Source organism: Chloracidobacterium sp. (assembly GCA_016716305.1).
In the GTDB taxonomy this organism is placed as follows: domain Bacteria; phylum Acidobacteriota; class Blastocatellia; order Pyrinomonadales; family Pyrinomonadaceae; genus OLB17.
This window is the reverse complement of sequence record JADJWP010000002.1, coordinates 1,794,038-1,810,322: the sequence shown is the minus strand read 5'-3', so window position 1 is coordinate 1,810,322 and position 16,285 is coordinate 1,794,038. Positions and strand designations below refer to the sequence as shown.

8 protein-coding genes are annotated in these 16,285 nt (G+C 54.7%); 4 read left to right on the top strand and 4 right to left on the bottom strand.

Features of this window, described 5'->3' with window-relative positions; all coding sequences use genetic code 11:
• Positions 1-151: 151 nt before the first annotated feature.
• On the bottom strand, positions 152-346 hold the full coding sequence (locus IPM28_10070) for a hypothetical protein (protein MBK9173334.1): 195 nt from the start codon (positions 344-346) through the stop codon (positions 152-154).
• Positions 347-416: 70 nt separating this feature from the next.
• On the bottom strand, positions 417-1,049 hold the full coding sequence (locus IPM28_10065; protein MBK9173333.1) for a carboxypeptidase regulatory-like domain-containing protein: 633 nt from the start codon (positions 1,047-1,049) through the stop codon (positions 417-419).
• Between the two features lie 927 nt (positions 1,050-1,976).
• Here IPM28_10065 and IPM28_10060 point away from each other — a divergent pair.
• On the top strand, positions 1,977-2,345 hold the full coding sequence (locus IPM28_10060; GenBank protein ID MBK9173332.1) for a hypothetical protein: 369 nt from the start codon (positions 1,977-1,979) through the stop codon (positions 2,343-2,345).
• A 3-nt stretch (positions 2,346-2,348) separates the two neighbouring features.
• Positions 2,349-2,567, top strand: a complete 219-nt coding sequence (locus IPM28_10055; GenBank protein MBK9173331.1) for a hypothetical protein — start codon at positions 2,349-2,351, stop codon at positions 2,565-2,567.
• Positions 2,568-2,613: 46 nt separating this feature from the next.
• Here IPM28_10055 and IPM28_10050 read toward each other — a convergent pair whose 3' ends face one another.
• Together IPM28_10050 and IPM28_10045 are read right to left on the bottom strand one after the other, a co-directional pair.
• Positions 2,614-3,693, bottom strand: a complete 1,080-nt coding sequence (locus IPM28_10050) for an abhydrolase domain-containing 18 (GenBank protein MBK9173330.1) — start codon at positions 3,691-3,693, stop codon at positions 2,614-2,616.
• Positions 3,694-3,800: 107 nt separating this feature from the next.
• Positions 3,801-12,920 carry a PD40 domain-containing protein gene (locus tag IPM28_10045; GenBank protein MBK9173329.1) on the bottom strand — a complete coding sequence of 3,040 codons (9,120 nt, stop codon included), beginning with the start codon at positions 12,918-12,920 and terminating at the stop codon, positions 3,801-3,803.
• 142 nt (positions 12,921-13,062) lie between these two features.
• On the opposite strand from IPM28_10045, the gene IPM28_10040 reads away from it, so the two are divergent.
• Complete coding sequence (locus tag IPM28_10040; GenBank protein ID MBK9173328.1) at positions 13,063-13,620, top strand: sigma-70 family RNA polymerase sigma factor; 558 nt, start codon at positions 13,063-13,065, stop codon at positions 13,618-13,620.
• Between the two features lie 70 nt (positions 13,621-13,690).
• Positions 13,691-16,282: a serine/threonine protein kinase gene (locus tag IPM28_10035; GenBank protein MBK9173327.1), complete on the top strand. Its 2,592-nt coding sequence runs from the start codon at positions 13,691-13,693 to the stop codon at positions 16,280-16,282.
• The last annotated feature ends 3 nt before the right edge of the window (positions 16,283-16,285 follow it).

Genomic DNA, 16,285 nt, shown 5'->3' with positions numbered 1-16,285 from the left:
TCTTCGTCTGTCGGATAATCGATTTCGGTTTTTCCATCCCGTTCCAATAACTTTTGTGCCCAAGTCTCTTACAGCTTTCGATAATTCTATATCACTTGCACGAGCAGCGACGTGAATCACTTCGTGTAGAGCTGCGATCGGATCCAGCGTTTTAGGCGGTGCGGGCGATCTCCTCGCCGCCCGCCCTGACGTAGGTCCGCTTCTTTGTGCCGATGTCGTATACGTCCGTGACCACAGCTCCGCCCAGCACGGTCGAGCGGATGTAATACTTCGCCGGCTGCTGTTCCCAGTCCCATTCCTCAGGCTCGATCTCCTTCAATATCCTCTGCGTCCGCTTCTCCTCCATCCCGTTATCATACGACCGATTGAAAAAAAACAATGCAGAAGCGCATTGAACGGATTTCGGGAAAATCTGATTACCGGACTTTAATTCTTGCCTTTCGCGATTTATCGTTCTCAATGATTGTGAATACGAGTTCAAGTTCTACATTGGGTAGAGAAATCTGCACGACCCCCTCATTTATAGCGTCCGTTGGAACCGAAAAATCGGATGCAAGCACAGTCTCTCCACGATATATATCCATTCTCAATTGGGGAAGAGGGTTAGACGAAAGAACAAAATTCGGCCCAAGGATCTTCGAAAGGTCAATTCGAACACCTCTAAAGGCAATGTTGGGTTTCACGTTACCGATACGAACAATTCCTGAATCTGTCCGGTGCAAAAGCGTGCCTTTGTGCTCCGGCAATTTTCCGAGACTCCAGTAAGTAGTTGTCTCCGGAACCCAGTATCCGGCAGGTTGCGGGCCCTCGATGAAAAGAAATACGTCAGTCGAGTCCTTTACATTACGAATGACTCGAAAAAATCCATCGTCTCCGGTCGTATAAACTTCGATCGCATCGAACTCCCCTCGAAGACACACATTGGCTCCAGCGATCGGTGTCCCATTCTCATCTACAACATTGCCCGTAACGATGAGCAAGCGTTGTCCCAACGATGCTGTCGAGGCTATCAGGAGCAAAACTACCAATGCGAGCACTTTTATGGACATGTCCCAAACCTCCTTAGGCATATCAGCTTTTATAACTTATTGCCTTAATTGATTGATTTGATCCCTGCAAGCTTCGAGAACTAAATCTGTATTAACGTCACTAAGGTCGGCATCAGATCCGTCCAGCCTCAAAACACGGTCCCACGCAACATGTTCATTAGTAGTATTGGGCGATGAATGTAATGGAAACACGCTCCTATTCCTAAAGACCAAATGCCCAATTTCATGCAACAACTGCGTGACACGCGACCGCAGTCGACCTGCAGCAAAGCGCCCGAACTCGCCGAGCCGGTCATTCATAGAATTCGAGGCCGGGATACGCCGCAAGAATGGCCCTCTGGTATTTATCCTAACCGACATCGGGGTCGAATATCCTAGTCTGCCGGGAACAACGTTGATTACGTTTCCAGAGAAATCTCTAATTTCAATCGACGAGTACCCAATAACACCACTGGTAGCGTTGGTTGGAATAAACATTTCGATCCCCCGTTGCCCATTGGGATCCAGTCGGGTATGGGCGAGGGCGGCTCCGTCGAGGGTATTTCACCGCCGAACTGGTCGGTCGTGATCCTTGGGCTGCCGAGGTGGTCGGTTGTCAAATAGCTGGTTTTGGCGGTTGCGGTCGGTTCGACGACGGTTGAATACTCGGCAACCAGCCTGTTTGAAGCATCATACGCGAAGACGGTTGTTTCGCCGGTTTCTGGGACTCAAGCAAAATATCGCAGTTTTGCCGGATCGAGCGCTTTTCCTTCTGCTTTCTTTCTGTGTCAAACCGTGCATATCGTGCAAACTGCAGTTCCGATCACGCTACAGATATTCGAAAATAGGGTCATGACGGTTCCAACAATGGCGGCGGACAAAACACCCTTGCAAAATTCAATTTCCGGAGCGTGCACCGATCTTTGGCTCGCTTGTTTCATGTGTTTCATGGAAACATACGGGCCGCGCGCGCTGAAACGAAACAAAAGAGACCTCGCTCCTTTGCCCTACATACAGCTCCATTGGCCATTGACGATCAATGCCGGAGCCGTAGGCGGTGCGGGCGATCTCTTCGCCGTAGGGCATGAAGTCGCGGCCGGAGATGGTGGCACCGTTTTGGTCGGTAAGGATACGCGGGCTGCCGGGGAATGGCCGGCATTTCAACGCAAGAAACCGGCATTTCAACGCGAGAAACCGGCATTTCAACGCAAGAAACCGGCATTTCAACGCGAGAAACCGGCATTTCAACGCGAGAAACCGGCATTTCTTCGCAAGAAACCGGCATTTCTACGCAAGAAACCGGCGTTTCCACGCTAGAAATTGGCATTTCCACGCGAGAAGTCGCCATTTCCAGACAAGAAACGGGCATTTGACCATGAATTGTTTGCACCCGAACGCGTTCTTTCGGGTCAGATCAGGACCCGTTGTTCGCCCGGCAACGCGCGACCTGGGGCTCGATGCGATAAAGCCGGTGTCGCGTCAGCGACAGCGATGGTCTCATTATCATATCGAGCGTATGGCAGGGATATCCGGTTCTGACTTTCAGAGCGGTCGTGATCATTTGATCGCACGTGGCAGACGATCGCTAACGCAGATGTTTATGAAGAAAGCGGATTATCTTGTAGCCGTCGAGATAGACCCAGGGTTTTTCGCCAAGAGTGTAATGTCCGCAGGGGATCGATGCCTTGCTGTGCTTGATGTTGTGCCGCGTCAGCTCGCGCATCACGTCACGCGAGAGGTCGACGGGGAAGCTCAGGTCGTAGAGCGTATAAATGTATCGCTGCGGACGCCACGGCTGAGCCGCCAGCTTTTCCATGTACGCCATCGGCGAGACCGGCAGCCAATATTCCCGGAGCTCATCGAGCTCAAGATTGTCGCCAAAGCTGTTTCGGACGTGATAGGTCGAAAGGCCGTGCCAGACGACGTCAGCCATATATCCCGAAACATGGTTGAAGACCGCAGCGTCGATATTACGGTCGTGGACAAAAGCCAGGAACGCAACGCATGAACCGATGCTCGTGCCGACAACACCGATCTTTTCGTAACCCCGGCCTTTTAGCCACATTATCGCCGCGCGCGTGTCGGCTACCGATTGCCTGATCGACTGCAGCGAGCGGCCGACATTAGGAGCAACAAGGTGATCCGCACGTTCGAGTTCCGGCGGCATCCGCTCTTCGTGGTAGGGCAAAGTGAGCCTCAGGGCCGAGAGCCCTACCTTATTGAAGAATTTGGCAAGGTCAAAATAGGTCCCGGCCTTTGCGTTCCAATGGGGCAGAATGACGACCGCCGATCGTTTATTGGCGTGCGGAAAATATGTCGCGACCGCCGTGTTGTTCTCGGCCGACGGCGTCGCAACGGTGCTTCGCCAGGTGAGCACCGGAACCTCGGTCTGCACCACGGCGGTCTTAAGATCGGCGGCGTTGATCGAGGCCGCCGAGGGATATAAACGGCGTTCCAAGGTGAATTCATCCGGCATCGGTGCCGCAAAATACTTGTCGCTGTCAGCCAGTACGTGCCTGGTATGCTCACGAAACATCGCCGCCGGTTCGCCGCCCTCAACAAATTCTTCGATGAACTCCGTTCCCCACTCAAATGGGCGGACCACTCGATTGTCGTTGAGCATCGCGAAATGACGTTCGCGTTTGTGCATGTAGCGCTTGAGCATAAATGTCAATGGTAATCACGCCGCCGGCAATAGTAAAGAAAGCAAAAAGCCGCCGTGAGAGGACCGGCGGCCAGGTGTGTCGAACTGAAGAGCACTTCCCCCAGAATTCATTCGAGTGCTCTGAAGTCGACATCCACAAGGTCATTAGAGACCGTGACGAGATAGTTAGGCGGTTCGAACTGAAATCGTTTGTGCGACGCGGTAACGATATATGTCTGGCCGACCGTTATATTGTTGAAATAATAGTTTCCAAATCCGTTCGTCAAAACCCGGCGGCTTTCGCCTCCCGCATCAGTGATGGTGACGACGGTGTTGGGAATTCCATTACCTGACGAATTGACGACGCGGCCGGCGATGCCGACGGTCGCCGAAGTCGGCGCGACGAGCGATATCTCAGTATCGGTGAAGGCCGCCGTCAGTGTCTGTGCAAGCCCGTTCACTACTTCGCGGCGTACCGGTGCATTGCCGAACGCAAGCATTGCGGTCGCCGGATTGCCGGCGGCAACGTCGAATTCGATCGTGACAAGCTGGCGCACGCCCGCCGGGAGCGGCTGGGTCGGGTCTTTGTCCATAACGATCCCGATGCGGCCCGCCGCAGCCTGCGAAGTATTCGCCGTCAGCGACATACCGGCGGCACCGCTCCCGAGCGAGATGTTTGCCGGGTTGCTAATAACGGCAGGGTTGAAATTGAGCGTGAACCCGACAGCGACCTCATCGCCCTGGGCATCGATCTCGACCCCGATCGTTACTTTGTTGGCAACTCTCGAGACACGTACGGGCCTAATCTCACGCTGACCGCCGCCGATCGCTGCACCGCGGATCGTTTTGACAGCGACAGGCGTGATCGCCTGATTTGGCCCGGCCGCATCCGAAACGGCATCGAGGCCGGCCGCATATCTGCGTGCCTGTATGATATCGGCGACCGAGAGGGCTCCGTCACCCTTTTCGGTGATCGGGGCCGTATCGATCCGTTGAAATTCATTGAATTGAAGATCAGTGTCGAGATCAGCGACGAAGCGGCGGATCTGCGTCAGATCCGCAACCGACACCGACCCGTCGTTATTGCCGTTTGGCCGAGGGGCAACATCGGCTTCGAAGGCGCCGCCAAGCACCGCTGTCTCAGCATCGTGTATCGCCGGAGCGGCCTCGACATTGCCGGCATTATCGGTCGCGAGCGAAAAGAACCGATAGCTCCGGCCCCACTTGCCCGCGAAAACGGCCGTTCCGGCGCCTTCGCTGCCCGTGAGCGGCGCAAACTGGCCGCCGTTCTCTGAAACGTAGACGTCGATGCGTTTGAGCCCCGAACCGCCCACGGCATCAGACCCCGACCACGAGATATTGAAGGTCGGCTGGTCGAAAGTTGCCGGCAGGACGGCAACCGTGCTGTCCGGAATGTCAGCGTCGAGCATGTTGGTCGTTGTGTTCGTAACGATCGGTTCATTCTCGTCGAAGTAGATCGTCGCCGAATTTGCGATGTCGGTCCCTGTAGTCTGGCCGGTCATCGGCTCAATGGTGAATGTCACATAACCCTCGCCATCGCGGTTTGCGTTGTTAGGCGGAAGCAGCCCGACCAGCGGACTCAACGGACGTTCGTTCGTCTGCGGATCGATCGCCGTCATGGTCCAGGTGACAGTGCCGTTTTGGATATTGAGGCCCGCCGATATTTCGGCCTGAATGTTGCCGAGATCTTCGCCAAGCTGAAGACGCGTCTGATAGAACGCCCGATTTTCGGGAACTTCAACGCGATACTGCTTGAAGCCGATCTCACGCAGGCGCAGGGTCCGCGGGTCGAGCGTCGGAGGAAGCTGATCTACTATTCGAACCACCTGAGCCGGAGCTTCGGCATCCGCGAGGTTCTCGAAATTTATCCGGTATTCGATCGGCCGTCGTATACCGACGAATCGCTCGGGGCCGAAGCCCTCAGGGCCAAGCTTTTCGTTCGGATCGAGAGAGACCGGCTGCCGGAAGATAACGACCTGCTTGTAGTTGCCGTTCAAGAGGCAATCATCGAGTTGGGACAGAAGCTGGACCAATGTCAGGGCGAGTGAGATCGCTCGCAGCCATGGGATCGTCTTTCCGGCGCATTCGGCCAGCTTGCCGGTGGTGCTCACGAACTTGCCGGCAAGGCTTGAGACCAGATCCCATCCCGATGCCTGACTGCCGGCCGCGTTCTTCAATAAAAGACCGCTGACGACATCGACCGAACCCGCCAGGACCGTCCATCCGGCTTTCAGACAGTCGCTTGGCAATAGTTCACCAAGTACGGCAAAGAATATCTGCCGCATGAGTTCGGCCCAGCATTCGGCGTTGACCTGATTCCCGCCATCGAGATAGGACGACGACAAGACCAAGCCGCGAAGGGCGGGCGAACCATTCGGGCCGAGATATGGCGCGAGTTCGCCAAGCGGGCGGAGGACCTGGATCGACGCCGGGAACTGTCCGTAATTGACCGGTATCGCCAGATCGATCTTGATCTCGATCGAAGACCTGCTTCTAACAAGAGGGGCGTACAGCATGAGCGTACGGAAGCCTCCCTGATCGACGTGCAGCGGTATCTGTCCGGGGATCGCATCCGGCGGCAATTCGCTCTCGGGGAATTGCAGGAAATTAAGCTGATCGATCGAGTAGTTGTAACCCGCAGGGAACTGAATGAAGATCGGCACATTCAGCGCATCATTGAGTCCGTCATTGTGGGCCGTGAAGACGATACGTTTGGTGACACCTCCGCGGGTCGGTGTCGGGGGAACGATCGATGTACGAAGCTGATATCCGCCGTTCGGCACGATCTGAAAACCGCTTACCAGGGTCGTGGTCGCAGCATTCGGGTTTGTTACGACAACGTCGTATGTGCCGATCGGCCGGTTCGTGAGGTCAAAGATCGCAGCTATTCTGGAAGTCTCGGCCGCCATTTGAACGGGTGTGATCTCGACACCGCCGGCGCCGACAAGTTTCACGGCAGCGTTCTGATCGAACTTTGCTCCGTCGATCTGAAGCGAAGCGAGACCTTTGTTTCCCGCAGTGCTCGGCGTTACCGTTCGGATCGAGAATGGCAGAAGCTCAGCACGAAGAGTGACGTTCTGTGCCGCGCCGTCGTTGGTCTCGGCTCCGGTCTTTCCGCCTCTCGGTGACAACTGATCCTTGAAAGATCCGGGAACCAGATCGCCGCGGATCATTGTGAAGTAAGTTCCTTCGTTCGTTGATGGGACGACGTTCAGCTGGTCTGGTTCCCCGGGGCGGTCACCCTGAAATTGATAGTTGGAACGTGAGACGATAGAGCCGAAACGTGTGAAAAGTTCATTGCTCGATCCGGGCTGGCCGTCGAGAGTGATAAGCATCGTCTCGTTGAGCGGGGTGTTCAGTATGCTGAAAAATCGCTCCTGGCCCGTGACGAGGCTCGTGTTCACCGGCATCCCCAGCGTCAGGTTCTGCAGCGTTACGGTTGTTTGCGCTGCTGATGTCGCAACGTTATTGGCTTCGTTCGATTCGCGAACCGAGTTTCGTGAATCCGTCCGGACGATCAGGTAGTAGACTCCGGGATCGACCGGCGGTACCACGGTCGTCATCGATTCGGTGTAGGTCGCAAAACCGCCGACAGTTCCTGAGCGCGACCGTGTCCCGACGAGGTGATCTGAGCTGTCCCAGACCTGATCGGCCGAGAGATAGACCGAATCCTGCCATATACCAGATGCCGGATTTGAACTCGAATTCTGCACGGTCCACTCGATGACCGATGTTTCACCCAGAATGACGGTTGCAGGCGGCACGATTCCAGTGATATTGAATTCCGCCGGAGGAGGCAGCTGCAGAACGACATTTGTGCTCGATTGGTTGTTCGCGTTATTGCTTTCGACAACTTCGTTATGCCGGTCCGTAATGATAAGGATCTTATAGTCGCCCGTAAGACCGGGCGGCATCGCTATCTGCCGATTCTCGGTGTAATTCGCTCCGGGCCCAAGCGAGCCGGAATGTCTGCGAAACTCGAGAACGGTGTCGCTCTGGTCATAAATGGCATCGCGTGAAAGCACGACCCAATCGGACCAAGCGGCGCTGGCGGTGGCCTGCGTTCCATTGTTATTGACCGTCCATGAGATGTCCGCAAACTGGCCGGAGTAGATCACGGGACCCGCGGAAATATTTGTCACTTGGAGGTCGACGGGCGGTGTCGTGAGCGTGATCGGAACTGAAAATACGTTGTTGCTCTCGTTGATGCCCTCGCTGATGTTCGAGCCGGCATCGGCAACTACCAACAGATAGTAGTTTCCGACCGCAACGTTGGGAACCGTCACCATGGCCTGTCCGGCCCACGTTTGGTTCGTGGCGAGCGGCTGATTGTAGATATTGCCGCCGAGATCAATATCACCAAATCCAAAGCTCTGGTCTGACGAGAGATAGACCCGATCTGCCCAGCTCGCCGCATTGACCGGCGTTCCGAAGTTCTGGCCTGTCCAACCGACAGTTATCGATGTGCCGAGCGCGGCTGCTCCGGGAGCGTTGACCGTGTTGACACGCAGGTCGGGAAGTTCGCTCTGGAGATCGGTGAGAGCACTGTTTTGATTATTGGTTTCGAAACTGCACTCAGGAACGACGTTGTAATAGTCGGCCTCGACATAGATCGTGACCTGACCCTGCAGGAACAGCGGGATATTCACGACCTGATTTTGAGTGTATTCCGCATCGACGGCCAAGCCGCCCTGTCTTTGGAATGTCCCGAGTGTGTAAACCTGACCGTTGTTTATCAGGAAAATGCGATCGGCCCATGAGTTCTGAGTCGCGGCGGCCGTCCCGAAATTCTTAACGGTCCATGTTATCGGCATCGCGCCGTTTATCACGACCGGCGGAACGGCGATGTTCGTCACCCGCAGGTCAGGAGCCAGATTAGAAATATCGATGGCTTTCGGTGCGCTTATGTTGTTGGTCTCTCCGCTGCCGTTCGGATCAAACTCAAAAATGTTGTTGTAACCGTCGGTAACGGCGAATAGATAGTATGTGCCGTTGAGGCAGGTCGGAATGGTCGCGTTTATCGCGGCCCCGTAGCTTTGTCCGGCGCTCAGGTTCGTACGGATCGAGGAACCAAGAAAGATGTCATTCACCGGATCGAGACTTTGATCCGCGGAAAGATAGAGCAGTTCGCGCCAAGAGCCGACGGCGTCGAAAGCCCCCTGATTCCGTACCGTGAAGGATGCCGTCAGAGATTGTCCTGCGACGATCGAGGGCGGAGCGGCAACAGCGGTCGAGATCGTTAGATCAGGTGGCGTACCAAGGACGTTGAGCGGTGATCCGGGCTCGGTTCTGTCGTGATCGCTGTTGTTGTTTTCGTTAGTAAACTCATAGACCTGGCTGAAGGCGTCGGTCTGAACGAAAACGTAGTATTCACCGACCGCATCCAACGGAAGGTTCACTGAGAAGTTGTTGACCGAATACGCGGCACCGGCTGCGATCGCACCGATCCTCGGCCTCGTTCCTATCACGCGGTCACTGCCATCCAAAATTGCGTCACGCGAAAGAATGATCGTATCCGACCACGTAGATTCGGCTGACGGGACCGCCCCATCGCCGTGGTTCGTTACGGTCCACGAGACAAGTATCTGAGAGCCGCCAAAACCCTCGTCGGGCGCTTGAACATTGGAGACTCTCAGATCGGGCAGCAGCGGCACGTTCAGCGTGATCGGCCTACTCGACAGGTTGTTTGTTTCGACCTCTTCATTGACGGTGTTGTTTACATCCGTCCGTACGATCAAGTATTGCGAACCGGTGGATCCCCTCGGAATGCGAACGGTTGCCGAGGCAATGTAGCTTTCGCCTGCTTCGAGAAAGCTGATGTTCGAGGTTACGACGAGCCGCGTCGCACCGCTAAGTGTCGGGTTTATGTTCAAAAAGAGTTCGTCGGTCCAGTTGGGCGAGTTGGTCGGGCCGGTGCCGTTGTTTCCGACGGTCCATTGAACCTGGATCTCCTGGTCAAAGAAGGCGGTCGAAGGCGCCGTAATATTGGTGACCTCGAGATCGGGCCTCAAAAGGCGGCGGACCCTGAGCGGTACGAACCGGGTATTATTCGCTTCGTTCTCGCCTTCGTTGACCTGGCCGAAAGCGTCCGTTTGTACATAGACGAAATAGTCGCCGGTGGACGTTATCGCGTTGGTCGGGATCGTAATGTTCTGAATGCGAACTATCGAACTGCCTGCAGCTATCGGAGAGTTGTAGACAAATGTGCCAAGCAATGTGTCGCCGCCCACCTGATTGTCAGTCGAGAAATAGACGCGTTCGTTCATTGCATCTGACGAGCGCAGGCCGGCATTCGTCGTCGTCCATTCGATCGCGAATGCCGTATCCGAATCGACCTCGGCCGGTGTAAGCGCACTTGTTACCTGTAGATCGGGAACCCGGTATTCGAACCTTGCCGGCGTTGAGGTCGTATTGTTCGCTTCGGCAGGTCCGCCGGGATTATCCTCAAATACCGTTCCGCCAAAATTGACGCGCACATAAACGAGAGCATTGCTCGACGGCCTGGAAGGCACGGTAGGAACTACATAGTTTTGAGCGAATGACTGGCTCTGACCGGCCGCAAATGCGGGCGACACTCGCTCGGTCACGAGAACATCGTCCGCATTACCGACGACGTCGTCGAATGAAAGATAAACGTTGCTCTGATGAGCGTTTATCGTACCGGCACTGCCCGCGTTCCGAACGTCCCAGCTGATCGTGAACTGGACGCCGGGTTCGATCTCGGCCGGAACCACGATATTCTCGGCGATCAGATCAGGCAGATTTCGGTTAACCTGGATCGGGACCGACGTATAGTTATTCTGAAAGTTGCCATTGCGCTCATTGATATTCGGGCCGACGTGAACGAACAAGTAGTACGTGCCATCAACTGGCGCAGCCGCAGACGGAATGACTATGTTCGATGCACTGAATACCTTCGACTGTCCGGGAGCCAGCGTTCCCGAGTTATCATAGTGATGGCCGATAAAAACGTCGCTGGGGTCGTTAAACAGGATGTCGTCAGCTGACAAAAACACTGTATCCTGACGATAACTGCCGGTTGCTGCCTGCCCAACGTTGGTCACTGTCCAGGAGGCGGAAAACCCTTCGAGGATATTAACGGTGGCCGGAGCAATGATATTTGAGCCCGCAACGTCTGGTGCCGCCGGTGCGATGCTGACAGTTGCCCGCGCGCTGTCTGTCCCGTTGGCCGCAATTATATCTGCGGAGGTAAAGACGGTCGGATCTGACTGGACGGAGGTCGTGAACTGAAAGTAGGTGTTTACCGAACCCTCGGGGACAAAAACGTTCGTTGGTACAGCGAGCTTTACCGGATCGCTCGATTGCAGAGAAACTGTCGTACCGCCCTGCGGGGCAGCCGCGCCGAGCCGCAACTCTGCCGTTCCTTGACGGCCCTGAGCGACCGGATTCGGATACGCGATCCGAAGGGCAATAGCCGGATCGACAGGCGGCGGGCACGAGGTCGGGCCCGTGTTCAAACTGTAGTTTGCGGCTATTTCTGCCTGCGAGAGGGCACGGTTATATAGATACACTTCGTCGAAGATCCCGTAGCTCGTCAATTGGGGCGGATCGCAGCTGTCGCCTCTGCCTATCGTAAAAGGGGCGTCATTCGCGAGTATCGTGTTCGGCTCGTCGAAGTTGATGATCGGCTGCGCGTTTTTGTAAAGTGTGTGGCTGGTACCTTCCTTCTTGAGTACGAAATGATTCCATTGCGCAAGGCCGACCTCAGTTCCCGCCACAGAATAACGCGAGCCGCCGCTTTCGTGACTTATATCGAGAAACGGTTTGTTTGTATCGTCGATCCCGATGTAAAAGTTCGACCCGCTTCCGCCACAGGCGCCTTTGCCTACGATAAAATGCTCGCGCGAATCGAAGATGACCGCCCATGCCGCAACGGTGTAGTCGCCGGTCTGAACATCGAGCGATGCTGAATCGGGAACCTCGACAAAATGTCCGTTCTCTGTCGTAAAGAAGCCATTGCCGATCCGGCCCGTCGCATAGGTCGGCGGCTCAAATATACCGTTGTTGCTACCGAATGAATCGTTGGCATTAAGTTCGCCACGCCACCACGACACCAATCCGTTCGTATTTCCTGCTGTCTCGGTGCACGAGGGCTGCCAGGAGAGATAGGCGATCGAATCAGGGTCTTGAGTCGCATAGATCTCAGTTTCGCCCGTACCGTCCGCATTCGCGACAATGATCTTGTAGCTTGAATCGTATTGAAGAAAGGCGACCTTTTCGCCATTTGGTGACCAAACCGGGTCGACGTATGAAACCACCAGCGAACCGAAGTTGTTTAACCCACCGGTTCCGTCCGAATTCGCAACACATACTCCCGGACCGCTTTGGCCTTCGCATAAAAAAGCCAGTCTGTCGCCAGCCGGCGAGAATGCGAACCTTCGAAAATAGCTGTATCCGTTAACGCTGCCGTCGATCATCAGCGTTTCATTTGTTCCGTCGACGTTTATCCGGCTGACCGTCGCATCATAGGTCCAAAAAATGTGCTGCCCGTCCGGTGAGAACCGCGGGTAGGATCCGTTCTGCGATGACATCTGAACTGCGTTCGAACCGTCAGAGTCCGCTTTCCAAACATAACCGTCGCGAACGTAAGTAATAAGAGAGCCGTCAGGTGAAAGTGCGGGTTCCGAGAGATCGTTGGTATTGGGATCGGAGATCTCGGTCAGCCCCGTTCCATCGGCGTTCATTACCCAGATTCGGCCGTATGTTGAGAATGTTATCTTTGAACCGTCTAAAGAAAACGAATATTCGTCCTCGCGCTCTGAGTTGAACGTAAGGCGGCGTTGATTGAAACCATCAGGGTCCATTACGTACAACTCGGTCTCATTAAATGCGTTATCGGAGTCACGCGAACTTCGAAAAAGGATCTTTTTTCCGTCGCCGGAAAATACGGGCTCCCCGTCTCTGTTCGAGGTGATCTCGGTCAGATCGTTCGTGGAGCCGACGTTGTCGATCCCGCGAATTGAGTAGCCGCCTACCTCGAACACCAGTCTTCCTGAAACCGGAAGGAGCGATTGGCCCTTTGGCGACGTCTTTTTGTCCATTCTCTGGAGGTCATTGACGGTTTCGGCCGAAAGATCTTTTGGAATTTCAGCGAGGGCCGCAATCGATACGACACGTTCCGAAAACGCGGTGATCGTGACAACGCAGGCCGCGAGAAAGGCGATGATGACGAATGTGAATCGGTTACGTTTCCTGGGGGATCTCATAACGTGCACTCCTGCAAACATTTGTTTTCCGCTTGATAGGGCGAGAAAATCTGCTCGATAGGACCATTGAAGGAAAATAATTTCGATTCGAACTTAATTAGCTGTATAATCGCGAACGAAATCCCTTGTTACACTGCGATCGATGTCCGTTAGCCCCGACGTTACAGCTCTGCTTGGAAAGATCACCAATGGCGATAAGAATGCGCCCGAGAGCCTATTGCCGGTCGTCTATGACGACCTTCGGCGACTGGCCCGGGCCTATTTCAACAACGAACGGCGGGAACATACGCTCCAGGCAACGGCTTTGGTTCACGAAGCCTACATCCGCCTTGTAAACTGGGAGAATGTCACCTGGCAGAACCGCGCCCATTTTTTTGCGGTCGCCGCAGAGGTGATGCGGAAAGTGCTGATCGATCATGCCCGGAGCAAGCAGGCCGCAAAACGCGATGGCGGCGAGCGGATATTGCTGGACGAAGCAGTCAGTTTTTCTTCGAACAGAGAGATCGACGTTGTTCGATTGGAAGAGGCACTTCGAACACTTGAAAGGGTCGATCCAAGACAAGCTCGGATCGTTGAGCTTAGGTTTTTCGGCGGGCTGACGATCACGGAGACCGCGTATGTTCTCGAGATCTCGGAGACGACCGTAAAGCGTGAATGGACATTCGCAAAGGCCTGGCTTCAACGAGAATTGACTAGCTGAACCGTTTTGTACGGCGTAACCCGCACCTTTCCGGATCGATTCGATTATGGTCGACGAGCATTGGAATAAATTGAAGACAATTTTTGCGGACGCTGTCGAGATTGCCGAAAGCGAGCGTAAAGAGTTCGTCGAGCGGGCTTGCGGCGGCGACAAAGAACTTGAGGCCGAGGTCAACTCTTTGCTTGCTGCTCATGAATTACCGGATGACCCGATCGAGAACAACGTTCTCGACCTTCGAAATGAGATAACATCCGGCCGAAGCTCGCAGCTAGAGCGAAAGTTCGCCCACTACTCGATCATCGAAGAGATCGGCCACGGCGGGATGGGTACCGTTTACCTTGCGGAGAGGGCAGACGGGGAATTCAAACAACGCGTCGCACTCAAACTCGTTCGGCAAACAATAGCCGATCCGGTAACCGAGAAGAGGTTTCGCCGCGAGCGTGAGATCCTTGCGTCCCTAAATCATCCCTACATAGCTCAGCTTCACGACGGCGGCGTTTCCGAAGCCGGCGAACCATATTTCGCAATGGAGTATGTCGAAGGCAAACCGGTTCTCGAACATGCGGCTGCCCAAAAGCTCGACCTGAATGCCCGGCTCCGGCTGTTCTTGAAGATATGTTCAGCTGTCGCATTTGCTCACCGAAATTTGACCGTGCATCGCGACATCAAACCGTCAAATATCCTTATCGATGCGGACGGCAATCCGAAATTACTCGATTTCGGCCTTGCTAAACTTCTCGATGAAAACATGCCCGATGCCGAGCAAACCGTGACCGAATACCGGGCATTCACGCCAGCTTATGCATCGCCCGAGCAGATCCTCGGTAAAAAGATAACAGCGGTCTCAGACATCTATAGCCTCGGCGTGGTTTTCTACGAAATACTGACAGGCGAAAAGCCGTTCCGCTTCGATGGAAAAAGCCTCGAGCAGATCGTCCTAACGATAACAAACACCAAGCCGACGCGGCCGAGCTCGGTCTTCTCGTCAAAAACGGCCGGAACCGCCGCGATCGCAGGTATTTCCGGCTTGAATAATGATATCGACAATATCGTCTTGAAATGCCTCCAGAAAGACCCGAGTCAGCGCTATCAGACGGTTGAGGATCTGGCGGCCGACATCCGGCGTTATCTTGACGGACAGCCGATACTTGCACGTCCGAGCACGTTCACATACCGGGCTTCAAAATTTGTCAGACGCAACAAAGTTGCCGTTGCAGCCGCGGCGATCGTGGTCGTTTCGATCCTGACAGGCTTCGTGTTTTCACTTTGGCAAGCGAACCTCGCCCGACGCGAACGTGACCGCGCCGAACGCCGCTTTCAGGACGTGAGAAAGCTCTCGACGTCGCTCTTGTTTGAGATCACACCGAAGATCGAAACTCTTGAGGGCTCGACCGAGGCTCGCGAGATACTCGTGACGCGGGCACTCGAGTATTTGGACAGCCTCGCGGGCGAATCGGCCGGTGATGTCGATCTCCAGGCGGAGCTTGCATTGGCTTACGAAAAGATCGGAGAGCTTCAGGGCCACCCGAGCAAACCGAATCTCGGCGATCTTGCCGGCTCGTTAACGAGTTTCGAAAAGGCGAATTCGATAAGGCTCGTCTTGCCCGAAACTTATGTCAACCGCCGCCTGCTCGCAGAAAATTATCGGCATCTTGCCGATGCGAAATATTGGCAGGGAGACACGGCCGGGTCGCTCGATGCTCTGATGAGGTCGAAAGCGATCTATGAGTCTCTTGTCGCGGAGCATCCGGAAGACGACAGCCTGTTGCTTTCTTTTCTGAAGATCCTGACCGAACTCTCACAGTATTACCAATCGAATAACCAGTATGCAGAAGCCGTGAAATACGCTGAATCGGTGATCGAACGTTCGGCCGCGCTCGATCGATCGGCGAGAGAGACGCGCGAGCTCGTCGCGGTCACCAGCGCAGATCTCGGAAATTCGCTTTCATGGAACGGCGACCAAATGCGAGCTGAAGCGGTAATGGGACGAGGTGTTTCCGAGATGGAGACGCTGCTTTCCGAAATGCCGAAAGATGCGCGGTCGCGGCATTTGATGTGGCGTGTCTATATGCTGGCGAGCGGTATTTTCGAGGAGATCAATGATGTGACCTCGATGAAGTATGCCGAGCAAGCCTTGGCAACGGCGGCAAAGGGGGTCGAGAACGATCCGGCCGACATCCAGGCAAAACACAATCTTGCGCGAAGTAATTACCGCGTTGGTGTCGTTGCGGTCAATCTGAAGCAGATCGCCCGAGCAGTTCTTGCACTCGATACTTCGAAAGGTCTTTTTGAAGGCCTGATCAGACGTGAGCCGCGAAACCGCTTTTACCAGTCCGACCTTGCCAGAATTCATACGCGAATCGGTCTTGCAAAGCGGCTGCAGAATGACATTCGTGGTTCGAACGAATCATTCCTCCTCTCAATGGAACTCTGGCAAAAGATCGTGGAAGCAGACCCTGCGAACAAGAATGCTCGCCGCGATGTCGCGCTTGCACAAAAGAATCTTGGTGAGAACTATGCGAAGATCGGTAACGCGGCAGCGGCGAAAGTAAACCTGCGTCAGGCGATCGAAATACTCAATTCACTGAAGGCCGAAAATGCTCTACCCGAGGTCGACAATAAGTTACTAGGTGAACTGGAATCTGCGGTCGCCAAATTTTAGCGA

Excerpts from the sequence above, each read along its gene's own strand:
- IPM28_10045 (MBK9173329.1), bottom strand. The coding sequence starts at position 12,920 with ATGAGATCCCCCAGGAAACGTAACCGATTCACATTCGTCATCATCGCC.
- IPM28_10040 (MBK9173328.1), top strand. The coding sequence starts at position 13,063 with ATGTCCGTTAGCCCCGACGTTACAGCTCTGCTTGGAAAGATCACCAAT.
- IPM28_10065 (MBK9173333.1), bottom strand. The coding sequence starts at position 1,049 with ATGTCCATAAAAGTGCTCGCATTGGTAGTTTTGCTCCTGATAGCCTCG.
- IPM28_10070 (MBK9173334.1), bottom strand. The coding sequence starts at position 346 with ATGGAGGAGAAGCGGACGCAGAGGATATTGAAGGAGATCGAGCCTGAG.
- IPM28_10050 (MBK9173330.1), bottom strand. The coding sequence starts at position 3,693 with ATGCTCAAGCGCTACATGCACAAACGCGAACGTCATTTCGCGATGCTC.
- IPM28_10060 (MBK9173332.1), top strand. The coding sequence starts at position 1,977 with ATGGAAACATACGGGCCGCGCGCGCTGAAACGAAACAAAAGAGACCTC.